Here is a 25,174-nt window from a genome sequence, read left to right on the forward strand (position 1 = left end):
CCGACCATTCTACGAGCGCGCCGCAGCGCGCACCTGCGAGCCGGGTGCGCCCTTACCCGGGTTCCGGGGCGGATCCGCCGGTACAGTGCGAGGATGCGCGCTGCCATCGTCTACAACCCGTCCAAGATGGACCGCGACACGCTCGCGCCCCAGATCGAGTCGGCGCAGCCGCTCGACTGGTCGGAGCCGTTCTGGATCGAGACGGACGCGGACGACGCGGGCGAGGCCGCCGTGCGCACCGCGCTCGAGCAGGGCGTCGACCTGCTGCTCGTCGCCGGAGGCGACGGCACGGTGCGGGTCGCCGCCGATGCGGCGACCGGTGCTCGCGTGCCGCTCGCGATCATCCCCGCGGGCACGGGCAACCTGCTGGCGCGCAACCTCGGCATCGACGTCACCAACCTGCGGAACGCGGTGCAGACGGCCTTCGACGGCGAGGAGCGCGAGATCGACCTCGGCGAGCTCGAGATCGAGGCGCCGGACGGCACGCGCTCGAAGCACGCCTTCGCGGTCATGGTCGGCTTCGGGCTCGACGCCGAGATGATCGACAAGACCGACGAGGACCTGAAGAAGAAGGTCGGCTGGCTCGCCTACGTCGACGCCGCCGGCCGGGTGATCTCGAGCCTCGACAAGGTGCGCGTGCACGTGCGCCTCGACGGCGGCCGCACGGTGCGATCGACGGTCAACACGATGCTGATCGGCAACTGCGGCACCGTGACGAACGGCATCATCATCCTTCCCGACGCGGCCGTCGACGACGGGATGCTCGACATCGCGCTCGTGCGCCCGCGCGGCGTGCGCGGCTGGCTGCAGCTGAGCGGCTACATCGCCCGCAACAACATGCTCGTCACGAAGCTGCTGCGTCGCCGCGGCCACCTGGGACGGCAGCGCACCGGCGCCGCGCTCGGCTACGGCCAGGCGAAGGAGACGCAGGCGCGCCTCGAGGAGCCGCGCGCCGTGCAGGTGGACGGCGACGTCGTGGGCGAGGCGATCGCGCTCCGCGCAGGCATCCGGCAGGACGCGCTCGTCGTGCGCGTGCCCAAGGAGCACGCGCGCGACGCCGGTCCCGCCGTCTGAGCGGGGCCGCCGTCTGAGCGGGGCCGCCGTCTGAGCGGCGCGGCCGTCTGAGCGGCGCCGCGGCGTGAGCGGTCGGGACCGGTCGGTCGGTCAGTCGGCCGAGCGGGCGCCCGGCTCGCCGGCGATGAGCCCGCGCAGCCAGTCGCGCGCATCCTCGAACGAGCGGTCGGAGTAGCGGCGCTCGACCCGGATGTGCTGCTGGTCGGCCCGCGGGTAGGAGCCGAGGAACGTCACCGACGGGCTGAAGCGCGCGAGGCCGAGCAGCGCATCCGCCACCCGCTCGTCGCGGATGTGGCCGTCGGCGTCGATGACGAAGCGGTACCGGCCGAGCCGGTCGCCGATGGGCCTCGACTGGATGAGCGAGAGGTTCACGCCGCGGGTGGCGAACTGCTCGAGCATGTCGAGCAGCACGCCCGGCTCGTCGCTCGGCAGCTCGACGACGAGGCTCGTCTTGTCGGCGCCGGTCGGCTCCCCCGCCTCGCCGGCGCGACCGACGAAGAGGAAGCGCGTCACGGCATCCGGGTTGTCGCCGATGCGGTCGGCGAGCACGTCGAGGCCGTCGACCCAGTGGCCGATCGTCGGCGTCGAGAGCGCCGCCTGCGCCGTGCCGGTGGTCAGGTCGGCGGCCGCGGTGACGTTCGACGCGGCCGGCAGGTGCGCTCGGCCCGGCAGCTCGCGCTGGAGCCAGCCGCTGCACTGCGCCCACGCGACCGGGTGGGCGGCGACGACCCGCACGTCCTCGATGCGCGTGCCGGCGGGTGCGACGAGCGAGAAGTTCACGCTCACGACGTGCTCGGAGAGGATGCGGATGCCCGGCGTCGCGGCGAGCGCGTCCTGCGCGGCGGTGACGCCGCCCTCGATCGAGTTCTCGATCGCGATCATGGCGGCGTCGGAGCGGCCCTCGGAGACGGCCGAGAGCGCCTCGGCGACGTTGGCGACCGGCACCCGCTCCGTCGTCTCGAGCCCCGGCACCTGCTCGAGCGCGGCCTCCGTGAACGTGCCGCGAGGGCCGAGGAACGTGACGACGCGGGGCTGGACCATGGCACCAGCCTAGGCTCGCGCCCAGCCGGCGGCTCCGCCTCCCGCGGCCGACCCCCCGCGCCCTGGCGCACAGCGCAAGCCCGACCGGCGGTTCCGGCGGCTCCCGCATCCTCGCCGGCCATCCGCCGCCATTCGGGCCGGCAAGGCTTGCGTTGTGCGGAGGGCGCTGCAGCCCGGCCGTCGCGGCTGCGGCTCCGGCTGCGGCTCGGTGGCCGCAGACCATCCGGGCCGCCTCTCCCCTCCCGCTCGCACAACGCACGCCTGGCCAGCGCAAGCAACGGCGGATGGACGACGCTCGCCGCCTGCGCCGCGCGAGCCGGCGCGCGGGCTTGCGTTGTGCATCGGGGCACGCGCGGATGGCGACGGGAGGGGGTGACTGGCGGTTGGCGGCGCGGAGGTCAGGTGCTCGTGCGGGCAGGCGGCCAGGGCAAGCTGCTCAGGCGGGGACGAGTGAGCGGATGGCGGTCAGCGTGCGCTCGACGTCGTCCGGTGTCGTCGCCCACGACGACATCGAGCACCGCTGCGTCGCGTGCCCGCGCCACTCGGCGCCGGTCACGACCGCGGTGCCCTCGGCGAGCAGCGCAGCCCCGAGCGCGCGCGTCTCGTCGTCGGAGCCCAGCCGGAACATCACCTGCGTGTAGACGACGTCGTTCACGACCTCGACGCCGTCGATCCCGGCGAGCCCGTCGGCCATCGCGACCGCGTGCTCGTGCAGGCGGTCGACGAGCGCCGCGACGCCCGAGCGGCCGAGGCTGCGCAGCGCCGCCCAGGCGGGCACGCCGCGCGCCCGGCGCGAGAGCTCGGGCGTCACATCCCAGGGGTCGAGCCCCGTGTAGACGAGGTAGTCGCCGCCGGTGCGGAACGCGGCGATCGAGTCGGCCGGGTCGCGCACGATCGCCATGCCGCAGTCGTAGGGCACGTTGAGGGTCTTGTGCGCATCCGTCGCCCAGGAGTCCGCGGCCTCGAGACCCGCCGTCAGGTGCTGCAGCGCCGGCGACGCGGCGGCCCAGAGCCCGAAGGCGCCGTCGACGTGCACCCACGCGCCGTTGCGGTGCGCGATCGGGATGAGCGCCGCGAGGTCGTCGAAGGCGCCGGTGTGCACCTCGCCGGCCTGCAGGCAGACGATGAGCGGGCCCTCGCACCGCTCGAGCGTGCGCTCGAGCGCCTCCGGGCGCATCCGCCCCTGGTCGTCGGCGTCGACGACGACGATCTCGGCGCGGCCGATGCCGAGGAAGCGCGCGGCGCGATCGATCGAGCCGTGGCGGTCGGCCCCGACGACGAAGCGCACCGCGGGGGCCGAGCGGAGCCCACGCTCGGCGAGGTCCCAGCCGGAGCGCGCGAGCACCGCGTGCCGGGCCGTCGCCAGGCACGTGAAGTTCGCGATCTGGCCGCCCGTGACGAACCCGACGCTCGCCGTCTGCGGCAGGCCGAGGAGGTCGAGCATCCAGCGCCCGGCGATCCGCTCGAGCGCCACCGTGGTCGGGGTCAGCATCGCGGAGCCGGAGTTCTGATCCCACGCGGAGACGAGCCAGTCGGCCGCGAGCGCCGCGGGGAGCGTGCCGCCGATCACGAAGCCGAAGAAGCGGCCGCCCGGGATGCCGACGAGGCCCGGATCCGCGCCCGCGGCCATCTGCTCGACGACCTCGACGGGATCGAGTCCCTCGTCGGGCAGCGGCCCGCCGAAGGTGACGAGCATGTCGTCGAGGGTCGCTCGGGGCCACACCGGTCGGTCGTCGAGGGTGCCGAGGAAGGCCATCGCGCTGCGGTGCGCGGCGTCGAGAGCACGGCCACGATCGTCCACGAGCGCCAGTGTTCCACCGGCCCCCAGGTGGGGCAACGGGTCTTCTCGGGGCGCCCATCGCTCCGGGAGCCGCTCGATGCTTGGATGGAGCCATGACCCGAGCCGGCACCGTCGCCCAGCCCCAGGACCTCATCGATGTCGCCGCGCTCGAGCGCGCGTACTTCGAGCTCGTCCCCGACGTCTCGAACCCCGACCAGGCGGTCGCGTTCGGCACGAGCGGCCATCGCGGCAGCGCCTTCGACACCGCCTTCAACGAGGCGCACATCCTGGCGATCACGCAGGCGATCTGCGAGTACCGCGCCGCCCAGGGCATCACGGGCCCGCTCTTCATCGGCCGCGACACGCACGCGCTGTCGCTCCCGGCCGAGCGCACGGCGCTCGAGGTGCTCGTCGCGAACGGCGTGCGGGTGTGCGCGGATGCCCGTGGCTCGGTGACGCCGACCCCGGCGGTCTCGCGCGCGATCCTCGCGTACAACGCCACGGCATCCGCCGGCGACCAGGCAGACGGCATCGTGGTCACGCCGTCGCACAACCCGCCCCGCGACGGCGGCTTCAAGTACAACCCGCCGCACGGCGGTCCGGCCGACTCCGACGCGACCGGCTGGATCGCGAAGCGCGCGAACGAGCTCATCGCCGCCGGCCTCGAGGGCGTGCAGCGCGCCGACGTGACGGGCGGCAGCGACACCCGCGTCGAGCTCTACGACTTCCGCGAGGCGTACGTGAACGCGCTCGGCAGCGTCATCGACTTCGACGCGATCAAGGCGTCGGGCATCCGGATCGGCGCCGACCCGCTCGGCGGGGCCGCCGTCGACTACTACGGCGCCATCGCCGAGCGCTACGGCATCGACCTGACGGTCACGAACCCCATCGTCGACCCCACCTGGGCGTTCATGACGCTCGACTGGGACGAGAAGATCCGCATGGACTGCTCGAGCCCCAACGCGATGGCCTCGGTGCTCGCCCGCCGCGACGAGTTCGACATCCTCACCGGCAACGACGCCGATGCGGACCGCCACGGGATCGTCACGCCCGACGGCGGCCTGATGAACCCCAACCACTTCCTCGCGGTCGCGATCGAGTACCTCTACGCGCACCGGCCGCAGTGGCGGCCCGACGCGGCGATCGGCAAGACGCTCGTGTCGTCGTCGATGATCGACCGGGTCGCGGAGGCGCTCGGCCGCCGCCTCTGGGAGGTGCCGGTCGGCTTCAAGTGGTTCGTGCCGGGGCTCGTCGACGGGTCGGTCGGCTTCGGCGGCGAGGAGAGCGCCGGTGCGTCGTTCCTGCAGTCGGACGGCACCGTGTGGACGACCGACAAGGACGGCATCCTGCTGTGCCTGCTCGCGTCCGAGATCCGCGCCGTCACCGGCAAGAGCCCGTCGCAGCTGTACGGCGAGCTCACGGAGCGCTTCGGCGCCCCGGTCTACGAGCGCGTGGATGCGCCGGCGTCGCGCGAGCAGAAGGCGCGGCTCGGCAAGCTCACCGGCGACGCCGTGACCGCGACCGAGCTGGCCGGCGACCCGATCGTCGCCAAGCTCACGGAGGCGCCCGGCAACGGCGCCGCGATCGGCGGCCTCAAGGTCGTCACCGAGCGCGCGTGGTTCGCGGCGCGGCCGTCCGGCACCGAGGACGTCTACAAGATCTACGCCGAGTCGTTCGCCGGGCCGGAGCACCTGCGGCAGGTGCAGGCCGAGGCGAAGCGGATCGTCGACGACGCGCTGGGCGCGTAGGGGGCGGTATCCGCGGGTCGGCTGGGGCCGACGTGGGCGCGTCGTCATAGGTGGAGCTGGCCGTGACAGGTGGGCCCGGCCGTGACAGGTGGGCCCGGCCATGACGGGTGGGCCCGGGCGTGACGGGTGGGCCCGGCCGTGACAGGTGGGCCTGGCCTTGGCAGGTGGGCCCGGGCGTGACGGGTGGGGCTGCCCGTGAGAGGTGGGGCTGCAGCTCCACCGCTCGGGGGCAGCACCACCGCTCGGCACAGACGGCGCCGTACGCCGGTCGGGTCCGCGCTTGACGGGAGGGGCCGCCCGCGGCAGGTGCGGCTGCGGTGCCACCCCTGGCGGGTAAGACCACCTGTCGCGGTGAGCACGACCCGCGGCGGGCAGCACCACCTGTCGCGGGTCGCACCACCTGACCGCAGATGCACCGCGCGGGATGTCGGCGGACGCGCGTAGGTTCGCTCCATGAGCGAGCCCTTCACGTTCCGCGCGTCCGACGACGAGCTCGAGCGGCTGCGGCGCCGGCTCGACGAGAGCATCGTGCCCGACCCCACGCCCGGCGCCCACGGGATGCCGATGCCCACGCTGCAGCGCCTGCTCGACCGCTGGCGCGACGACTTCGACTGGCGCGCGGTCGAGGCACGCCTCCTCGCGCACGACCACCGCGTCGCGACGATCGAGGGCACCCGCATCCACTTCGTGCACCTCCGCGGCGGGCAGCCCGGCCGCCTGCCGATCGTGCTGTCGCACGGCTGGCCCTACTCCTTCGCCGAGATGCTGCCGCTCGCCGAGGCGCTCCGCGGGGAGCTCGACGTCGTCGTGCCGTCGCTGCCGGGCTTCGGGTGGTCGGAGCCGCTGGCCGAACCCTTCACGGACGAGGCCGTCGCGCGGCGCTGGCGCGCGCTCATGGTCGACGAGCTCGGCTACGACCGCTTCCTCACGTATGGCGAGGACGTCGGCACGGGCGTGAGCGACTGGCTCGCGGGAGGCCACCCCGACGTCGTCGCCGGCCTCGTCGCGACGCACGCGTCGTTCGGCGTGCGCGACCGCGGGGAGCCGATGGATGCGGCCGAGACGGCGTTCTTCGCGCGCATGGCCGCCGAGGGTCCGCTCGCGGGCGGCTACGCGCACCAGCAGGGCTCCCGCCCCGACACCACGGCGGCCGCGCTGCTCGACTCCCCCATCGGGCTGCTCGCGTGGGTCGGCGAGAAGCTGCTCGAGTGGGCCGGCGACGACGGCCTCGCCGACGACGTCGTGCTCACGACCGTCACCCTCTCCTGGCTGTCACGATCGATCGGCACGTCGTTCCGGCCCTACAGCGACAGCGGCGGCGGACCGCATCCGCTCGTCGACGTGCCGGTCGCGGTGCGCGTCCAGCGCCGCGAGCGCGACTACCCGCGCTCGCTCGCCGAGCGGAGCTACCGCGACCTGCGATCGTACTCGGTGCTCGAGCGCGGCGGGCACTTCCCCGCGCTCGAGACACCCGACGAGGTGGCCGCCGCCGTGCTGGAGCTGGAGGCGCTCGCCCGCTAGAGCGGAAGGCGCCAGTCAAGCGGGTGCGGCGCCGGCAGCGAGAGGTAGCGCACCGCGTGAGAGGTGGCCGCGCGCCGCTACCCCTCGGGCGCAGGACTACCTCTCGGGCGCGGCGCCACCTCTCGCGCGCAGCGCCACCTCTCGCGCACGAACACCCCTGGCGCGCAGCGCCACCGCTCCAGCGCATGACCACCGGCTCGGGCGGGCCGCTACTGCTCGAAGCTGTCCGTCACGATCCGCACGTCGGGGCCCAGCACCTCGGTCACGAGCGCGACGCCCGACTCGACCGTCAGCTCGTTCCGCCAGGCCGACCGGGTGATCGGCTCGGCCGCGTCGACGAGCGGGTGCAGCTGCAGGTTGCGGCGGTGGATCCAGTCCTGCGAGACGAACTGCTGCGGCGTCAGGTCGAAGTGCATGTACAGCGGCACGGCGGCCGGGTCGACGACCTCCACCTCGCCGCCGGGCATGCCGACGAGGTCGAACTGCGCCACCGCGCTCACCACCCGCGGGATCGCCATCTGCGTCGTGAGGGCGTTGCCGATCGAGTAGTAGACGAACGCGCGCGAGCCGTCGGCGCGCTCGAGCCACTCGGCCTCCTGCAGCACGTGCGGGTGCGTACCGATGATGACCTCCGCGCCCAGGTCGGCGAGCCGCTGCGACTGCTCGCGCTGCCGATCGTTCACGACCGCCGAGTACTCGTCGCCCCAGTGCACCGCGACGATCGTCGCATCGGCGATCTCCTCGGCCTCGGCGAGCTGCTGCTCGACGAGCGGGTCGTCGAGCCACGTGACGACGTAGTCGTTCGTGGGGGTGTTCGAGAGGTCCACGAAGTTGAGGAACGCGACCGTGAGGCCGTTCACCTCGGCGGTCGGCACCGCCATCCGCTCCTCCTCCGAGCGGAACGCGCCTGAGATCAGCAGCGGGTCGAGCTCGTCCCACACCGCGCGCGTGCGGTCGACGCCCTCCTGCCCGCGGTCGAACGTGTGGTTGTTGCCGAGGCCGATCGTGTTGCAGCCGGCCGCGTCGAGGCCCTGCGCGAACTCGACCGGCGCGTTGAACGCCGGGAAGTAGGTGAGGCCCAGCTCGACGCCCGCCGAGGGCGCCTCCTGGTTGCAGTAGACGAGGTCGCTATCGGCCCAGATGGGTCGCGCGGCGTCGAAGAACTGCCCGTAGTCGTAGCTGCCGTCGGGCTGCTGCGCGTCGAGCGTCACCGAGTCGTGCGGCAGCATGTCGCCCATCGCCGAGACCGAGACCGTGCTCGGCTCCGGGGTGGGCGTCGGGGTCGGCGCGGATGCGCTCGGCTGCGCCGCCGGATCGCTCGCGCTGGGCGCGGGCTGGAGCGATCCCTGCGTGCAGCCGGTCAGCAGCAGTCCGGCTGCCGTCGCCAGCACGACCGCGGCACGGGCGCCGCGTCGCCGGGCAGCGCCTCGCGGGGCCGCCCCGACCGTGCTCGTGCGTCCCCTACGCGCTGCGGGGCGCGCCGCCGCTCCGCTGCTGGCTGCCGTCTCCATGGCACCAGGCTAGGGCCGCGGGCGCCCGATCAGCTGCCGGCGAAGATCGCGAAGAGCACGAGCAGGATGACGATCGCGACGGCGGCCATCACCCAGTCGGTCCCGGTGCCCGACGAGCCGCTCGAGCCGGAGTGCCGGTACGAGTTCGACCCCGAGCTCGAGCCCCATCCCCACGAGCTGCCGGAGCCCGACGACGACCGGGATCCGCCGCCGAAGGAGCCGCCGCCACTCGACCGCGACCCGCCGCCGAAGAAGCTGCGCGAGCCGCCGCCGAAGCCGCCACCGCCGCCGCTCCTGCCGCTGCTCTTGAAGCCCCCACCGGATCGTCCTGCTTTCGCCATGCGGGCAGGCTACGACCCGTTCCTGCGTGCGCGCCTCGCATCGGCGCAACTCACTCGGGCGCGCGCGTCGGCTCAGCCGTAGTCGGGGGCGCTGCCGGTGCCGGCGTACTCCTCGAACGTCGCGATGCCCTGCTCGTGCATCGCGGTCGCGACCTCGGGGCCGACGAAGCGCACGTGCCACGGCTCGAAGCGGTAGCCGGTGATGCCCTGGAGCCCGTCGGGGTAGCGGACGATGAAGCCGTGCTCCCAGGCGTGCTCGGCGATCCACCGCCCGGCCGCGGTGCCGCCGAAGCAGACGTCGAGGCGGCAGGCGCCGCCGGTGCCCATGACGTCGACCGAGAGCCCCGTCTGGTGCTCGCTGTGCCCGGGCCGCGCGCTCGTGGTGTCGGCCTGGGCCTGCCCGTACTGCGCCACATAGCCGTTGTAGAGCTGCGTCTGCCGCGCATAGCCGCGGTACGACGAGAAGACGTGGATGCCCTCGCCGATCTCGGCCTGCATCGCGGCCGACATCTGCGCGAGCGCCGCGTCGACCTCCGGGCGCACCGCCTCGTCGCCGTCCTGCGCGATCGAGACGGGCACGAGCACCGGCTGGTAGTCGGCGGGCACGAGCGGCCGGCGCTTGTTGACGAGCACCTGCAGGCTCGCCGCCGAGTCGATGTCGACGCCGGCGGTGCTGGGCGGCTGCGGCGCGGCGGTCGGCGCGGGCGCGGCGGCCGGCTCCGTCGTCGCGGCCGGCTCCGGCGTTGCGCTCGCCGTGGGCGTGGCCGTGGGCGTCGGCGTCGGCGAGGCGCTGGATGCTGTGGGCGACGCGGGCGGGGACGACGCGTCCGGGGTCGCGACGGGAGCGCATCCGCTCACCAGCAGCACGGCCGCGAGCACCACCATCACCCTTCGCACCCGTCCATCGTCGCACGCGCGCGCCGGCGGGATGTGCCGCCGCGACATGCGACGCGCCAGTGGCGGAGAGGGCAAGCCATTCGCTAGACTAACGATCTCTCCCCATATCGAAGGATCCATCCATGCCGCAGCGCGAACCGCGCTCCGTCGAGCCGCGCGAGGCCGACGAACCCCTGATGTCCCGCCGCCAGATCATGCTCGTGCTGGTCGGCCTCATGATGGCGATGTTCCTGTCGTCGCTGTCGCAGACCGTCGTCGGCACGTCGATGCGCACGATCGCCGATGACCTGCACGGCCTCGACCTGCAGGTGTGGGTCGTGACCGCGTTCCTCATCGTCTCGACGATCGTCACGCCGATCTACGGCAAGCTCAGCGACATCTTCGGGCGCCGACCGCTGTTCATCATCGCGATCGTGCTCTTCCTCGTCGGCTCGATCCTCTGCTCGTTCGCCCAGGACATGGTGCAGCTCGCGGCCTTCCGCGCCCTGCAGGGCCTCGGCGCCGGCGGCCTCATGTCGCTGCCGCTCACGATCATGGGCGACGTGCTGAGCCCCCGCGAGCGCGCCAAGTACCAGGGCTACTTCCTCGCGGTCTTCGGCGTCTCGTCGATCCTCGGCCCGCTGATCGGTGGCGTCCTCGCCGGCGCCGACCAGCTGCTCTTCCTCGAGGGCTGGCGCTGGGTCTTCCTCTTCAACCTGCCGATCGGCGCCGCGGCGCTCTGGATGGTGTGGCGCTACCTGCACCTGCCCGCGCACCACGAGCGCGTGCGCATCGACTGGTGGGGCGCCGCGCTGCTGGCCGTCGGCGTCGTGCCGCTGCTGCTCGTCGGCGAGCAGGGCCGCGAGTGGGGCTGGGGCTCGCTCATGTCGATCGCCTGCTACGTCGTGGGGGCCATCGGCATCGTGCTCTTCATCGTCGTGGAGCGACGGATGGGTGACGCCGCGCTGATCCCGCTGCAGCTGTTCCGCAACCGCACGTTCTCGATGGCGACGGTGCTCGGCGTCTTCACCGGCTTCGGCATGTTCGCCGGCATGATGATGATCCCGTTCGTGCTGCAGATCGTGCACGGCATGAACCCGACCGAGGCGGGTCTGTCGACCCTGCCGATGATCCTCGGCCTCATGATCGCGTCGATCGGCTCCGGCCAGGTCATCGCCCGCACCGGCCGCTACAGCTTCTTCCCCGTGATCGGCCTCGCCGTCATGGCGATCGGCTACGGCGTGCTCGTCACGCTGCAGTTCGACACCCCGCTGTGGATGCTGCTGCTCGGCCAGCTGCTGCTCGGCCTCGGCCTCGGCCAGCTCATGCAGACGCTGACGATCGCCTCGCAGAACGCGGTCGACCCGAAGGACATGGGCGTCGCGACGAGCTCGGCGACCTTCTTCCGCCAGCTCGGCGGCACCGCCGGCGTCGCGGTCGTGTTCTCGATGCTCTACTCGCGCCTCCCCGAGACGCTGCAGGCGGCATTCGGTCGCCAGGACCTGCGCGCCGACCTCGCGACCGCGCTCGAGGACCCGAACGTGCTCGCCGACCCCGGCAACGAGCGCATCCTCGGCATCCTGCAGAACCCGGCTCAGATCGGCGGCGCCCTCAACGAGGACTCGTCGTTCCTGAACACGGCCGACCCGCGCCTCGCGGCGCCGTTCCTCGACGGCTTCTCGAACGCCACCACCGGTCCGTTCTGGGCGGCGCTCGTCGTCGTGCTCGTCGCGCTCGTGCTGGCGCTCTTCTTCAAGGCGCCGCCGCTGCGGCAGAAGTCGGCCATGGAGGAGGCGATGCAGCAGCGTGCCGAGCGGGCGCAGCTCGAAGCGGATGCGTCGGCACCCGGCTCGGTCGCGCGGCCGGTCACGGCGTCGAACCCGATCGTGTCGGAGGGCGCGGCGCGGCGGGACGGCGGTCGGTCGGGGACGTCCTGACGGCTCCCAGGTTGTCCGCCTAGCGTTGGTCGAGGAGCAACCGGCTCCCGACGATAGGAGGTTCAGATGGGTCTCGACGACAAGATCTCGAACGCAGCCAAGGACGCCGTCGGCAAGGCCAAGGAAGGCCTCGGCGACGCCACGGACAACGAGCGCCTGGAGGCCGAGGGTCACAAGGACCAGGCCTCGGCGAACGCCAAGCAGGCCGGTGAGCACGTGAAGGACGCCGCGGACGACGTCCGCGACACCTTCCGCTGAACCGAACCGACCGCGAAGGGCGGGGCGCATCGCGCCCCGCCCTTCGTCATGCCGCTAGTAGTTGAGGCTGCCGAGCTCCGCCGCGTCCGCCTCGATGCCGAAGTCGCGCGCCTGCGTCTGGATCTTCTGCGCGCGGGCGAGGCGCGGGAGGTCGCTGCCGTCGGTGATCTTGCCGCCCGACTCCTCGAACGCCCGCACGAAGCCGTGCGCCCAGGCGACGTCCTCCGGGCTGGGAGCGAGACCGGCGTTGATCGTCGCCGCCTGCGTGTGCGTCAGGCACAGCTTGCCCGACATCCCCATCTCCTTCGCGAGCCGGGTGCCGTCGACGAGCGCCTCCGCCGAGAGCGTCGGCCCGTCGATGGGCGCGGGCAGGCGCGCGGCGCGCGACGCGATCACGAGCTGCGAGCGCGCGTAGGCGAGCGCGACCGGGTCCTCGCCGGTCGCGGTGTCGCGCTTGAAGTCGCCGGTGCCGAACGCGATGCGGAACGTCGACGGGGCGTTCGAGATCTGCTCGACGTGCAGCACGCCGCGCGCGGTCTCGACGAGCGCGAGGATGGGCATGCCCTCGGGCAGGCGGTCGGCGGTGTCGTTGACGTGGCTCGCCGACTCGGTCTTCGCGAGCATCACGCCCTCGAGGCCCGGCACGTCCTTGAGCGCGGCGCAGTCGGTGCTCCAGAACTCGCTCGCGGCATCGTTGATGCGCACCCACGCGCGGTGGCCGCTCGAGAGCCAGGCGACCGTGTCGTCGCGGGCCTGCGCCTTGTCCTTCGCGGCGACGGCGTCCTCGATGTCGATGATGATCGCGTCCGCCTCGCTCTCCTGCGCGATCTGGAAGAGCTCGGGCTTCGAGGCGGGGACGAGCAGCCAGGAGCGGGCGATCAGGGGCGAGACGTCTGTGGAGGGCACGCGCTCCAGCCTAGCCAGCCCCGGGTGCGAGGTCTCGGGCCGCCCTGAGCCCCGCGTGGGAGGCTGACGCCATGGCGACCGCGTTCCCGTTCCTGCTGCTCGTCGGCGCGCTGCTGCTGGGCGTCCTCGTCATCCTCGTCGGCGTCGCGCTGCTCGTCGGCGGGCGGCGCCGCGGCCCGGACGGCGGCGCCGGTTCCGCGATGCTGACCTTCGGCATCACCGCGCTCGTGATCGGCTGCGTCATCGCGGTGCCGCCTGCGATCTGGCTCGTCATCGGCATGCCCTGACGGCATCGGCCCGCGGAGGCGTGCTTCACTGAGCCATGCCCGCGCCGCTCGTCGCCATCCTCATCGTCCTCGCCGTCGCCATCGTGCTCGCCGTCGTCGGCCTCGTGCTGAGTGCCAAGGGCACGGGCTCGGTGCCGAAGGTCGGCGGGTGGCTCGCGATCATCAGCGGGCTCGTCGCCGTGTGCTTCGCGGTCGTGGTCGTCGTCGCGCTCATCGGTGCGGCGATGGACGACGTGCCAGGCCTCTGGTAGCCGGCTCAGTCGATCCGGCCGCGCAGCCGGTCGATCTCGCGCCGCTCCCGGCTCGACGGCCGACCGGAGCCCTTGTCGCGCCGCGGCACCTGCGCGGCGTCGATGGCGGTCGGTCGGGCCGGCGACCGGTCGTCGTACGCGTCGACGGCGATCGCGGCGCCGACCCGCTTCGCGAGCAGCTGCTGCACCCCGACGATCCGGTCGAAGCCGGCGATGCGCACCCGCACCTCGTCGCCGACGCGCACCGGCTGGGAGGCCTTCGCCGCCTGGCCGTTGAGCTTCACGTGGCCGCCGCGGCACGCGGCCGTCGCCGCCGCCCGGGTCTTCAACAGTCGAACGGCCCAGATCCAGACGTCGAGCCGCACCGAGCCCGACGCCGTCCCCGCCGCGCCCTGCCCGCTCACGCGGCCGCCAGCACCTCGAGCACGGCGTCGCCGTAGCGCTCGAGCTTCGACTCCCCCACGCCCGAGATGGTCGACAGCTCGACCATCGTCGCCGGCCTGCGCTCGGCGATCGCGGCGAGGGTCTTGTCGTTGAACACGACGTAGGCGGGCACCGCCTGCTCCTTGGCCGTCGCCGCGCGCCAGGTGCGCAGGGCCTGGAACCGCTGCTGCTGCACGTCGTCGAGCTGCATCGTGCTCTCGGAGCGCCGCGCGGCCTTCGCCGGCGCCTTGGCCTCGTGCCGCAGGCGCACCTCGCGCTCGCCCGCGAGCACCGCGGACGACGCCTCGGTGATCGCGATCACGCCGTACTCGCCCTGCACCTTGAGCAGTCCCTGCGCGAGCAGCTGCCGCACGATGCCGCGCCACTGGGCGGCCGGCAGGTCGCTGCCGATGCCGTACGTCGCGAGCCGGTCGTGGCCCTGCGTGCGGATGCGCTCGGTGTCGGCGCCGACCAGGATGTCGACGAGGTGCCCGGCGCCGAACGCCTGCCGCCGCTCGCGCTGCAGCCGCACGATCGTCGAGAGCAGCTTCTGGGCCGGCACGGTGCCGTCGTAGGAGTCGGGCGGCGTGAGGCAGGTGTCGCAGTTGCCGCAGCGCTCGCTCGGCTCACCGAAGTAAGCCAGCAGCTGCTGCCGGCGGCACTCGACCGTCTCGCACAGCGCGAGCATCGCGTCGAGGTGCAGCGTCTGGTTGCGCTTGCGCTGGGCGTCGCCGTCGCCCTCGGCGATCATCCGCCGCTGCTGCACGACGTCCTGCAGCCCGTAGGCGAGCCACGCGGTCGACGGCTCGCCGTCACGGCCCGCGCGACCGGTCTCCTGGTAGTAGCCCTCGACCGACTTGGGCAGGTCGAGGTGCGCCACGAAGCGCACGTCGGGCTTGTCGATGCCCATGCCGAACGCGATCGTCGCGACCATCACGACGCCGTCGTCGCGCAGGAACCGCTGCTGGTTCGCGGCGCGGACGCTGCCGTCGAGGCCCGCGTGGTACGGCAGCGCGTCGACGCCCTGCGTCGTCAGCCAGGCGGCGGTCGACTCGACCGACTTGCGCGACAGGCAGTAGACGATGCCGGCGGCACCCGGGTGCTCGTCGCGGATGATGCGCAGCAGCTGCGCCTTCGCGTCCTGCTTTGGCGCGATGCGGTACTGGATGTTGGGCCGGTCGAAGCTCGAGACGAACACGCGCGCGCCGTCGAGCCCGAGCCGCTCGACGATCTCGGCGCGGGTCTCTGCCGTGGCGGTCGCGGTGAGGGCGATGCGCGGCACGTCGGGCCACCGCTGGCCCAGCACCTGCAGCTGCAGGTAGTCGGGGCGGAAGTCGTGACCCCACTGGCTGACGCAGTGCGCCTCGTCGATGGCGAACAGCGCGATCGGGGCCGCGTCGAGGAGGCCCTGCGCGACGGGCAGGCGCTCCGGCGCGAGGTAGAGCATGTCGAGCTCGCCCGCGAGCAGCCGGCGCTCGACGTCGCGGCGCTCGTCGATCGACTGGGTGGAGTTGAGGAAGGCCGCGCGCACGCCGAGCTGCTCGAGGGCATCGACCTGGTCGTGCATGAGCGCGATGAGCGGGCTGATGACGACGCCGGTGCCCTCGCGCACGAGCGACGGGATCTGGTAGCAGAGGCTCTTGCCGCCGCCGGTGGGCATGAGCACGACCGCGTCGCGGCCCGCGACGAGCTCGTCGATGATCTCGGCCTGCTCGCCGCGGAAGGCGTCGTAGCCCCACACGCGGGTGAGCGCCTCGAGCGGCGTCGCCGCCTTGGCCGTCGCCGCGATGCCCGGCGCACGGGCGACCGAAGGACGGGCGAGCGTGCGGGTGCTGCTGCTGCGCGCGCCGCTGCGGTCGCTGCTCCGAGCAGCGCCCCGGCTCGCTGACGACCCGGCGCCCGCGAGCGGCGCGTCATCGTCGGATGGCGGCACCCAGCCGTCGTCCGGCGCGTCCTGCCACGCGTCCCAGGACTCGGGAGCGTCGTCATCGCTGGGCGGTGCCCACTCGTCGTGCCTCGCGTCCGTCACGCGTCCCCCTTCGCGTCCCCGCCCATCCAGCCTAAGCCGCACGGCGGACACGACGTGCCGAGGCCTGGGGCCCTGGGGACCGGGCGCGGGCGGACGCTCACTGGCCGCCCGTCAGTGGGCGGGGCCCCTGGCTACCTGCTTGGCGCGCTCGGCCGCGAGGGTCAGCATCGGCACCATGCGCTCGGCGTCGTCGGCACCCGCGAGCTCGCGCTGCGTGAGCCAGACCGCCACCTGACCGGCGGCGGGGTAGGCGTAGAGCGCGGTGCCCGAGCCGCCGATCCAGCCGTAGCGCCCGAGCACGTCCCACGGGTGCCGCTCGACGACGTCGACGCTGCCGCCGAGCGACCACGACTGCCCTTCGAGGAACACGTGGTCGGGCGGGGAGGGCTCGCCGGGCGCGAGGATGCGCGCGACGGCCGAGGGGCTCAGCACGCGGCCGCCACCGGTGGCCACCGGGGCGTCGCCGCCTGCCAGCAGCATCCGCCCGAAGGCGAGCAGGTCGTCGGCGGTCGACACGAGGCCCCCGGAGCCCGACTCGAACGCGATGTCGCCTGTCCAGGCGCCGTCCGGCCCGTCGATCGGCTCCAGGCCGGAGCCCTGCGCCGCATAGGCCGTGGCGGTGCGCGGCACCTGCTCCGGGCGGAGGCGGAAGCCGGTGTCGACCATGCCGAGCGGGTTCAGGAGCGTGTCGGCGAGCACCGCGCCGAGGCTCCGACCCGCGGCACGCGCGAGCAGCACGCCGACGATGTCGTAGCCGGTGTTGTAGGTCCAGCCGTCGGCCGGCTGGTGCGCGAGCGGCAGGCTGGCCGCCTCCGCGAGCCAGGCGTCGGGACCTGGCCAGCCGGCGGGGTCGTCCCTGCCCTGCCGGAGCCGGTCGGTGAGCGCCGCGGCGAGCGGCGTCCCCATGTCGTCGGTGAAGCCCAGGCCGCCGGTGAGCGCGAGCAGGTGCTCGACGAGCAGCGGCCGCTCGGCGGGCACGGTGTCGTCCAGCTCCGCCGCCGGATGCCGCAGCACGCGCGGCTCGGCGAGCTCCGGCAGCCACTCGACGACCGGCGCGTCGAGTCGCAGCACCCCGCGGTCGACGAGCGCCAGGGCGGCCGCGGCGATGATCGGCTTCGTGACCGACGCGATCCGGAAGACGGTGTCGCGCGTCATCCGGGCACCGCCGATGGCCCGCTCTCCGGCGGCCGCGACCGCGATGACCTCCTGGTCGGCGACGGCCGCCACGACGCCCGGCACGCCGTGCTGCTCGACCGCCTCGTCGGCGACCTGCTGCAGCGCGGCCCGGAGCTCCATGGCGGTCAGCGCCTGCGCGCCAGCCACTCCTCGAACGAGACCTTGCCCTTGCGCTCCTCGGTGAGGTTCGCGCCGCTGCGCAGGTAGTCGAGCATCGTGGGCGGGAACGGGCCGTTCACGATGAGGCCGCGCGCGCCGGTCGCGGTCTGCCAGGCGCGGGCGAGGTCACGGGAGACGCGCACCTGCGGGCCGGCGAAGTCGATGATCTGCTGCCCCGACGGCGCCGTCGCCTCGTCGGCGACGAGCTCGGCCACCTCTGCGACGTCGACCGGCTGGAGCCGCCCGCCGAGGAAGACGGGGATGGCGCCGACCGCGGCGCCCGCCTCGAAGAAGTCGACCGACCACTCATGGAACTGCGACGCCCGCACAACGGCGACCTCGAGCGAGGAACCGAGGTAGGTCAGCTCCTGCTCGTGCTTCTTGCGGTGGTACTGCAGCTTCGAGCGGTCCACGCCGAGGATCGACAGCAGCACCGCGCGGTGCACGCCGGCGCGCTCGGCGGCGGCGACCACGTTCCTGGCGCCGATCGTGAAGGGCTTGAGGTCGAGCGGATTGCGCGAGTTCGAGGCGTCGACGATGACGTCGGCGTCCTCGAGCGCGGCGTCGAGGCCGTCGCCCGAGACGATGTCGGCCTTCGCGCCGGGGGCACCCGCGATGGCCTTCCCGGAGCGCGACACAGGCACCGCCTGCGCGCCTCGACGGCCGAGCGCCCGCACGATCGCCGCTCCCGCATTCCCGGATCCACCGATGACGACGACGCGCATGCCTTCACGCTACGCCAGCGCCAGCACAACGCAAGCCCGTTCGGGCCCGCGCACGGCAGACGGCCCGGATCGCGAGGATCCGGGCCGTCTGGCCCTGACGGGCGTGCGTGGTGCGGCGGGCGTCCGGAGGACCGGATGCCCGCCGGGGCTCACTCCGCGGTGGCCTCGGCCATCTGCGCGTCGGCGGCTGCCGAGCCGGCCGTGAGCGTCTCGAGGATCTCGGACGCCGGGCGCACGGGGATCATCGGCGCCTTGATCTCGGCCCGCTGCAGCAGCTGCTGCATGCGCTTCTGGCGCGCGGGTGCGATCACCGTGACGACGCGACCGTCGTTGCCCGCGCGGCCGGTGCGGCCCGAGCGGTGCAGGTAGGTCTTGTACTCGTCCGGCGGGTCGGCCTGCACGACGAGGGCCACATCGTCGATGTGGATGCCTCGCGCGGCGACGTCCGTCGCGACGAGCACGTCGATCTTGCCGCGGCGCAGCTTCTCGAGCGCGCGGTTGCGCTGCGACTGCGACAGGTCGCCGTGGAGGCTCGCCGCGGCGATGCCCGCGTCGTCGAACTGCTCGGCGAGCCGGTCGGCGTAGGCGCGGGTGCGCGTGAAGACGATGATGCGACCCGGGTTGCGCACGATCTGCTCGAGCACCGCATCCTTGTCGAAGCGGTCGGCCACGAGCACCTGGTGCTCGATCGTCGACGTCGCCTGGTCCTCGCCGGCGACCTCGTGCACGGCGGGCTCGGGCAGGAACTCGCGCACGATCGTCGCGACCTCCGAGTCGAGCGTCGCCGAGAAGAGCAGCTTCTGGCTGCCGGGGCGCGTGCCCCGGAGGATGCGCTGCACGGGCTCGAGGAAGCCGAGCTCGCACATGTGATCGGCCTCGTCGACCACGGCGATCTCAACGCCGCCGAGGTTGAGGCGGCCCTGCTCGACGAGGTCCTCGATGCGACCGGCGGTGCCGATCACGATGTCGACGCCGCGGCGCAGCGACTCGACCTGGCGGTCCTGCTTGACGCCGCCGACGATGACGGTCGTGAAGACGCCGACGGCGCGGCCGAGGCCCATGACCGTGTGGTTGATCTGCTGCGCGAGCTCGCGCGTCGGCGCGAGGATGAGCGCGCGGGGCGGGCGGCCGATCTCACGGCGCTCGGGGCGGTTGCGCATGAGCAGCTCGATGATCGGCGCGCCGAACGCGATCGTCTTGCCGGAGCCGGTGCGGCCGCGGCCGAGCACGTCGCGACCCGCGAGCACGTCGGGGATCGTGGCGGCCTGGATCGGGAAGGGCGTCGGTGCGCCCATCGACTTCAGCGCGCCGGCGATGCCGGTGCCGAGGCCGAGGTCGGCGAAGGTGATGCCCTCGATGTCCTCGGCGCGGGTGGCCTGCGCCTCGAGGCGCTCGAGGACGACGTCCTCCTTGGGCGCGAAGGGCTTCGACTCGGCCGACGGGTAGTACGTGCTGTCGCGGCGCGGGCGCTCGTCGAAGCGGCGGTCGTCGCGGCGCGGGCGGTCGTCGCGGGCGGGGCGGCGGTCGTCGAAGCGACGCTCGCCACCGCGGTCGTCGCGGGCGGGACGGCGGTCGGCGCCGCGGTCATCGCGGGCCGGACGGCGGTCGTCGAAGCGACGGTCCCCACCACGGTCATCACGAGCCGGACGGCGGTCGTCGAAGCGACGGTCCCCACCACGGTCGTCACGGGCGGGACGGCGGTCGTCGAAGCGACGCTCGGCGCCGCGGTCGTCACGAGCCGGACGGCGGTCGTCGAAGCGACGCTCCCCACCCCGGTCATCACGAGCCGGACGACGGTCGTCGAAGCGACGCTCGCCACCACGGTCATCACGAGCCGGACGGCGGTCGTCGAAGCCGCGGTCGTCACGGGCAGGACGGCGGTCGTCGAACCGACGCTCGCCACCGCGGTCGTCACGGGCCGGACGGCGGTCGTCGAAGCGACGCTCGCCACCGCGGCTGTCGAAGCCGCGCTCCGGGGCGGCGCCGCGTCCACGGCCGTTGTGCTCGTCGCGGGCGCGGTCGAAGCCGCGCGGCCGCTCGCCGCGGTGCAGGCGGTCGTCGCGCTGGTGGTCGCGGCCGCCCTGGGCGCCGCCGCGGGTGCGGAACGCCGGGCCGCGACGATCGTCGCGGTTGCGCTCCTCGGGCGGGGTCCAGTTGGGGCGGCGCGAGGCGCTCTCGGCGCCACGGCCGGCGTCGCGGCGGTCGCGGTCGTCGCGGTTCCAGCGGCCCTTCGAGGGCTGCTCGTCGCGGTGCCCGCGGTGCCCGGGGCTGCGGGAGCCGGGGCGGTTCGTCTGTCGGTCGGTCGATCGGTTCGCGCCGTAGGGGCGCTCGTCATTCCGTGCCATCGCTCATCTCGGGATTGCGCGCAAGATCGAAGCTCGCGCTGGTAGAGCCGCAGTCATCGCGGGATCATCTGGTCAACCGCGAGGATGCTCGCGGGAACTCCGGCCGCGGCGACACTCCATGTGGCGCACACAAACACGCCTGTCCCGAGCCGACCTGTCCACCTTACGGCATCGGGGTGGCGAGCGACAGGGGCAAAGCCCCGGTCAGCCCGGCAGGTCCTGCACGCGCACCCCTGCTCGCATGACCGACGACGTCCACTGCCGACCGTCGAACCAGCGGGCATCCGCACGCCGGTAGGGGTCGGGGTACCAGGCGGGCTGCGCCTGCCCCGTGCTGGCCGTGGGCAGCCCGACCGGGCGCGGGGCGCCGTCGTGCTGCGTGGGCGCGGCGCCGTGCGTGCCGGGCGCGGCCTGCTGGGCCGCGTGCGCGTGCTGCTGCGCGACCCAGGCCTCGTAGGCGCGCGCCTGCTGCTCCTGCGCCTCGCGCTCGAGGCGGTCGAACTCGGCGGGCGTGAGGATGGGCGGGGGCTGCTTCCGCTGCCCGAACGACGGGGGCTGGGCCTGCGGCCGCACGTGCGACGGCCCAGGCTGCTGGGCGGGTGGCGCCGACCGTGGCGGCGCGGCCTGCTGGGGCGCCGGCTGCTGCGGTGCCAGCTGCTGGGGCGCCGGTCGGGACGGCGGCTGTGACGGCGACGGCTGGGAGGCCGGCACGACCGGGTCGACCAGCGCGCCTTGCTGCTGTCCGAACGACGAGGCGCGCGGCGGCACGGAGGCGGTCGAGCCCGGCGTCGGACCGACGGGCGGCAGCGGCGCGGGCTGCTGCTGCTGCGCTGCCGGATGCACAGGTGCCGGCTGCATCGGCGCCGACCGCACGGCAGGCGAGGCAGGCTGCGGCGGCGGCATCGTGCCGGCCATCCGCAGCCCCGCCTGGGCCACCTGCCTGCCACCGCCGATGTGCGGCGTCGGCACCGAGGAGGCGGCGGGCGGCGCGAGCGTGCGGGCGTCGCGCGCCGCGTAGTAGTGCATCGACGAGTCGGCCGGCCACTGGCCGTCGATCCGCAGGTGCGACGCGCCGCCCGGCTGCATCGGCGGCACGAACGTGAGCCGCGTGCCGGTGCCGGCGGGCGAGCGCACGGTGATCTTGGCGCCCTCCACCTGGCCGGAGGCGCGGGTCACGAACACGGTCACGGGCAGGTCGCCCGCGGGCACGTGCAGGGTCGTGTCGCCCCAGTCGAGCGGCACGCGCAGGCCGCCGATGTCGAGGGTCGGCGGCTGCCGGTAGGCGTCGATGCGGCCGTCCTGGCTCGCGCAGTGGACGATGAGGAAGCTCGGCACCGGCATCCTCCTTCCCTGCTCGACGGGCTCGACGGGCAGGGCCATTCAACCAACGCGCTGTGCGCGTGGGCTGTGAGTGCGGTCAGCGAGCGCCTGCCTCCGCGAGCTCGCCGCGCCGATCGGCCCGCGTGCCCTTGCCGACGCGGATGCGCCGGCGCTCGATCGCGCCCTCCACGACGAGGTAGAGCACGGGCAGCACCACGAGCGTCAGCAGGGTCGACGAGATGAGGCCGCCGATCACGACGATCGCGAGCGGCTGCGAGATGAAGCCGCCCTGGCCGGTGAGCCCCGCCGCCATCGGGATGAGCGCGAAGATCGTCGCCGCCGCGGTCATGAGGATCGGCCGCAGTCGGCGCTCGGCGCCCTCGACGAGCGCGTCGCGGACGCTGAGCCCACGGTCGCGGTACTGGTTCACGAGGTCGATGAGCACGATCGCGTTCGTCACCACGATGCCGACGAGCATGAGCACGCCGACCATCGAGGCGACGCCGAGGGGCACGCCGGTGATGAGCTGCATCGCGATGGCGCCGGTCGCGGCGAAGGGCACGGAGACGAGCAGCAGGAAGGGCTGCAGCAGGCTCTTGAAGGTCGCGACCATCACGACGTAGACGAGCAGCACGGCGATGAGCGCCGCGATCCCGAGCTGCGTGAACGCATCCGTGATCTGCGTCGCGACGCCGCCCACGGTCGCGGTCGCGCCGTCGGCGAGCTCGAGCTCGCCGAGCGCGGTCTGCACGCCGCCCGAGATGCCGCCGACGTCGGCGGCGTCGGGCGTGACCGTGACGGTCGCGGTGCGGGCGCCGTCGCTCGTCTCGATCGAGACGGGGCCCTCGATCTGCGAGACCTCCGCGACGTCGGCGAGCGGGAGCGGGCCGTTCGGGGTCGGCAGCTCGAGCTCGCGCAGCTCCTCGAGCGTCGCCGCAGGCGCGATCGCGTCGAGCCAGATGCGCACGAGCGAGCCCTCGAGCTGGATCTCGCCCACCGGCGTCGGCTGCATCGCCTGCGCGACGAGGCCCGAGACGGCGGCCTCGCTGAGGCCGAGGCTCGCGGCGAGCTCGCGGTCGACGGCGACCTGCACGAGCGGCTGCGCGCCCTCGAGCGAGTCGGTCACCTGCGCGACGCCCTCGAGGCCCGTGACGGCGTCGACGACGGATGCGGTGGCCGCGTCGAGCGCGTCGGGCGTCGGCGCCTGCACGTCGATCGCGATGTCGCTGCCGCCGAGCCCCGCGGACTGGCCGACGGTGATCTCGCCCTCCGCGCTCTCGGCCGCCGCGAGGATGCGCTCGCGCAGCGCGGGCATGTCGGTGCCCTCCGCGGCGATCACGCCGTAGGAGATGGCGCCGCCGCCCCCGCCGCCCGTGAAGGCCGCGAACGACGAGGCGCCGCTCGAGACGGTCGCCGAGACGGTCTCGACGCCCTCCAGCTGCTCGAGCTCGGTCGTGAGCGACCGCGCGGCGTCGAGCTGCGCGTCGAGCGATGCACCCGGCTCGAGCGCCTGCGAGACCTGCACGGTGGTCTGGCCGTCGTCGCCGAGGAAGTTCGTCGCGAGGAGCGGGAACGCCGCGACGCTCGCGCCGAGGATCGCGACCGCGCCGACGAGCACGAGCCACGGACGGCGGAGGGTGGCGAGCAGGATCGGCCGGTAGCCGCGCCGCAGCCGGTCGCGGCGCTCCGGGGCGTCCGCGGGGCGGGTCGTGGCGGCCTCGTCGGCGACCGCCGACGTGGCGGTGGCCGCCGTGGCGGTGGCCGACATGGCGGTGACCGACGTGGCGGAGGCCCCGGCGTCTGCGCGGTGGCGGCCCGGCAGGCGGCGGCCGAGCACGCGGCGGCGCGTCGGGCGCGGCTCGGCGACGACGGCAGCCGCGCGAGCGGCCGCGGCGGCCTGAGCGTCGGCGTCCACAGCCTCCTTCGGCCGCTTGAGCAGCCACGAGGCGAGCACGGGCACGATCGTCAGCGAGACGATGAGCGACGAGAGCAGGGCCAGCGTCACGGTGAGCGCGAAGGGCCGGAACAGCTCGCCGGTGATGTCGCTCACGAAGGCGAGCGGCAGGAAGACGATGACGGTGGTGATGGTCGAGGCGGTGATCGCGCCGGCGACCTCGCGCACCGCATCCACGATCGCCCGCGACCTGCTGGCGCTGAAGGCGAGGTGGCGCTTGATGTTCTCGATCACCACGATCGAGTCGTCGACGACGCGGCCGATCGAGATGGTGAGGGCACCGAGCGTCAGCACGTTGAGCGAGTAGCCGAAGCCCCACATGCCGATGAAGGTCATGAGCACCGAGATCGGGATCGAGACCGCGGTGACGAGCGTCGAGCGCAGCGACCACAGGAACACGAGGATGACGAGCACCGCGAAGACGAGGCCGAGCACGCCCTCGACCGCGAGCGCCTCGATCGAGTGCTCGATGTAGGGCGCCTGGTCGAGCACCGTCGTGAAGGTGACGTCGTCGCCGAGCTCGGACTGCAGGCCGGGCAGCAGCTCCTGCACGGCGTGCGAGACGTCGACGGTGTTCGACGCCTGCGTCTTCGTGATGGAGAGGATGATCGCGGGCTCGCCATCGACGAGCGCGATGGACGAGACCGGGTCCTGCTCGAGGGCGACGTCGGCGACGTCGGCGATCGTCACGGTGTCGGCCGGCGGTGCGTTCGCGGGATTCGCGGGATCCGGCTCGGCGGGCTGCTCGCGGCTGAGCGGCAGGCTCGCGACGTCGTCGACGGAGGCGAGCCGCTCACCGATCTGCACGCTGAGCGTCTGGTCGCCGTCGTCGACCGTGCCGCCGGGCAGCAGCTGGCCGTGCTCGTCGATCGCCTCGGTGATGTCGAGCCGCGACAGCCCCGCGGCGGCGAGCGCCGCGTCATCCGGGTCGATCGTGATGCGCTGGCCCGGGGCGCCCTGCAGCTGCACCGCGCGCACGCCCTCGGTCCGCTCGAGCTGCGGCACCGCGACCGTCTCGATGCGGTCGACGAGCGCCGCCTGGTCACCGGGGCTCGAGATCGCGATGCGCAGCACCGGGAAGTCGGCGATCGAGCCGGTGAGCACGGTCGGCTCGGCGTTCTCGGGCAGCTGGGAGAGGATGCGGTTGACGGCCTGCTGCACCCGCTGCTCGGTGGTCGGGATGTTGATGCCGTAGGTGAACTCCGCGAAGACGACGCTCGAGCTCGTCGACGACGTGCCGGTCGTGCCCTCGAGCCCCGGCACCGACTGGATCGCGCGCTCGATCGGGCCCGTCACGTCCTCGCTCATGATCTCCGGGCTCGCGCCGGGCAGCGTCGTCGTGACGACGACCGCGGGGAGCTCGAGCTCGGGGGTGAGCTCGGTCTTCAGGCTGGAGAGGGCGACCCCGCCGAAGATGGCGATGCAGATCGTCGCGAGGACGATGAGCGCACGGTTCTTCAGGCTGGCGAGCGAGAGCAGATGCACCTGGCGATCCTCGCATCACCTGCTGTG

At 73.6% G+C, this 25,174-nt stretch carries 20 protein-coding genes; 7 read left to right on the plus strand and 13 right to left on the minus strand.

Annotation, left to right across the window (positions count from 1 at the left end; all coding sequences use genetic code 11):
• Positions 1-93 precede the first annotated feature (93 nt).
• The gene (locus EDD26_RS02885) at positions 94-1,074 is read left to right on the plus strand and encodes a diacylglycerol/lipid kinase family protein (protein WP_123696326.1); all 981 of its coding nucleotides are present in this window, start codon (positions 94-96) and stop codon (positions 1,072-1,074) included.
• A gap of 90 nt (positions 1,075-1,164) precedes the next feature.
• Here EDD26_RS02885 and pheA read toward each other — a convergent pair whose 3' ends face one another.
• Together pheA and EDD26_RS02895 are read right to left on the minus strand one after the other, a co-directional pair.
• Positions 1,165-2,115 carry a prephenate dehydratase gene (gene pheA / locus EDD26_RS02890; RefSeq protein ID WP_123696327.1) on the minus strand — a complete coding sequence of 317 codons (951 nt, stop codon included), beginning with the start codon at positions 2,113-2,115 and terminating at the stop codon, positions 1,165-1,167.
• Positions 2,116-2,551: 436 nt separating this feature from the next.
• Positions 2,552-3,916, minus strand: coding sequence for a pyridoxal phosphate-dependent decarboxylase family protein (locus EDD26_RS02895; protein WP_123696328.1), 1,365 nt, complete (start codon positions 3,914-3,916; stop codon positions 2,552-2,554).
• Positions 3,917-4,008: 92 nt separating this feature from the next.
• Between EDD26_RS02895 and pgm the strand changes: the two genes are divergently transcribed.
• Positions 4,009-5,643, plus strand: a complete 1,635-nt coding sequence (gene pgm / locus EDD26_RS02900) for a phosphoglucomutase (alpha-D-glucose-1,6-bisphosphate-dependent) (RefSeq protein WP_123696329.1) — start codon at positions 4,009-4,011, stop codon at positions 5,641-5,643.
• A 453-nt stretch (positions 5,644-6,096) separates the two neighbouring features.
• On the plus strand, positions 6,097-7,164 hold the full coding sequence (locus tag EDD26_RS02905; RefSeq protein ID WP_123696330.1) for an epoxide hydrolase family protein: 1,068 nt from the start codon (positions 6,097-6,099) through the stop codon (positions 7,162-7,164).
• Between the two features lie 209 nt (positions 7,165-7,373).
• On the opposite strand, the gene EDD26_RS02910 is transcribed toward EDD26_RS02905, so the two are convergent.
• The 3 genes from EDD26_RS02910 to EDD26_RS02920 all read right to left on the minus strand — a co-directional run bounded on the left by EDD26_RS02910 (position 7,374) and on the right by EDD26_RS02920 (position 9,913).
• Positions 7,374-8,675 carry a CapA family protein gene (locus tag EDD26_RS02910; protein ID WP_123696331.1) on the minus strand — a complete coding sequence of 434 codons (1,302 nt, stop codon included), beginning with the start codon at positions 8,673-8,675 and terminating at the stop codon, positions 7,374-7,376.
• Between the two features lie 29 nt (positions 8,676-8,704).
• Positions 8,705-9,016, minus strand: a complete 312-nt coding sequence (locus EDD26_RS02915; RefSeq protein ID WP_123696332.1) for a hypothetical protein — start codon at positions 9,014-9,016, stop codon at positions 8,705-8,707.
• 72 nt (positions 9,017-9,088) lie between these two features.
• Positions 9,089-9,913 (minus strand): M15 family metallopeptidase, encoded by an 825-nt coding sequence (locus tag EDD26_RS02920; protein ID WP_148058675.1) that lies wholly within the window; start codon positions 9,911-9,913, stop codon positions 9,089-9,091.
• 122 nt (positions 9,914-10,035) lie between these two features.
• Between EDD26_RS02920 and EDD26_RS02925 the strand changes: the two genes are divergently transcribed.
• Together EDD26_RS02925 and EDD26_RS02930 are read left to right on the plus strand one after the other, a co-directional pair.
• Positions 10,036-11,829 (plus strand): MDR family MFS transporter, encoded by a 1,794-nt coding sequence (locus EDD26_RS02925; protein ID WP_245989723.1) that lies wholly within the window; start codon positions 10,036-10,038, stop codon positions 11,827-11,829.
• 66 nt (positions 11,830-11,895) lie between these two features.
• Positions 11,896-12,087 (plus strand): CsbD family protein, encoded by a 192-nt coding sequence (locus EDD26_RS02930; RefSeq protein ID WP_123696334.1) that lies wholly within the window; start codon positions 11,896-11,898, stop codon positions 12,085-12,087.
• A 54-nt stretch (positions 12,088-12,141) separates the two neighbouring features.
• Here EDD26_RS02930 and EDD26_RS02935 read toward each other — a convergent pair whose 3' ends face one another.
• A complete protein-coding gene (locus tag EDD26_RS02935; protein WP_245989724.1) occupies positions 12,142-12,993 on the minus strand; it encodes an HpcH/HpaI aldolase/citrate lyase family protein in 852 nt (283 codons plus the stop codon).
• A 71-nt stretch (positions 12,994-13,064) separates the two neighbouring features.
• On the opposite strand from EDD26_RS02935, the gene EDD26_RS02940 reads away from it, so the two are divergent.
• Positions 13,065-13,280, plus strand: a complete 216-nt coding sequence (locus EDD26_RS02940; protein WP_123696336.1) for a hypothetical protein — start codon at positions 13,065-13,067, stop codon at positions 13,278-13,280.
• Positions 13,281-13,315: 35 nt separating this feature from the next.
• Positions 13,316-13,531 carry a hypothetical protein gene (locus tag EDD26_RS02945; protein WP_123696337.1) on the plus strand — a complete coding sequence of 72 codons (216 nt, stop codon included), beginning with the start codon at positions 13,316-13,318 and terminating at the stop codon, positions 13,529-13,531.
• A 5-nt stretch (positions 13,532-13,536) separates the two neighbouring features.
• Here the strand turns inward: EDD26_RS02945 and EDD26_RS02950 are convergent, their stop codons facing one another.
• The 7 genes from EDD26_RS02950 to EDD26_RS02980 all read right to left on the minus strand — a co-directional run bounded on the left by EDD26_RS02950 (position 13,537) and on the right by EDD26_RS02980 (position 25,147).
• A complete protein-coding gene (locus tag EDD26_RS02950; RefSeq protein ID WP_123696338.1) occupies positions 13,537-13,935 on the minus strand; it encodes an RNA-binding S4 domain-containing protein in 399 nt (132 codons plus the stop codon).
• Positions 13,932-15,983 (minus strand): DNA helicase RecQ, encoded by a 2,052-nt coding sequence (gene recQ, locus EDD26_RS02955; protein WP_425453392.1) that lies wholly within the window; start codon positions 15,981-15,983, stop codon positions 13,932-13,934. Before recQ ends, EDD26_RS02950 begins: the two co-directional genes overlap by 4 nt.
• A gap of 111 nt (positions 15,984-16,094) precedes the next feature.
• On the minus strand, positions 16,095-17,279 hold the full coding sequence (locus tag EDD26_RS02960; protein WP_123698414.1) for a serine hydrolase domain-containing protein: 1,185 nt from the start codon (positions 17,277-17,279) through the stop codon (positions 16,095-16,097).
• A gap of 5 nt (positions 17,280-17,284) precedes the next feature.
• Entirely contained in the window at positions 17,285-18,043 is a 759-nt protein-coding gene (locus EDD26_RS02965) for an SDR family oxidoreductase (protein ID WP_123696339.1), read from the minus strand.
• A 149-nt stretch (positions 18,044-18,192) separates the two neighbouring features.
• Positions 18,193-20,388 carry a DEAD/DEAH box helicase gene (locus tag EDD26_RS02970; protein WP_123696340.1) on the minus strand — a complete coding sequence of 732 codons (2,196 nt, stop codon included), beginning with the start codon at positions 20,386-20,388 and terminating at the stop codon, positions 18,193-18,195.
• Between the two features lie 204 nt (positions 20,389-20,592).
• Complete coding sequence (locus EDD26_RS02975) at positions 20,593-21,723, minus strand: DUF2510 domain-containing protein (RefSeq protein WP_123696341.1); 1,131 nt, start codon at positions 21,721-21,723, stop codon at positions 20,593-20,595.
• An 82-nt stretch (positions 21,724-21,805) separates the two neighbouring features.
• Positions 21,806-25,147, minus strand: a complete 3,342-nt coding sequence (locus tag EDD26_RS02980) for an efflux RND transporter permease subunit (RefSeq protein ID WP_123696342.1) — start codon at positions 25,145-25,147, stop codon at positions 21,806-21,808.
• Between the last annotated feature and the right edge of the window lie 27 nt (positions 25,148-25,174).

This window comes from Agrococcus jenensis (assembly GCF_003752465.1).
In the GTDB taxonomy this organism is placed as follows: domain Bacteria; phylum Actinomycetota; class Actinomycetes; order Actinomycetales; family Microbacteriaceae; genus Agrococcus; species Agrococcus jenensis.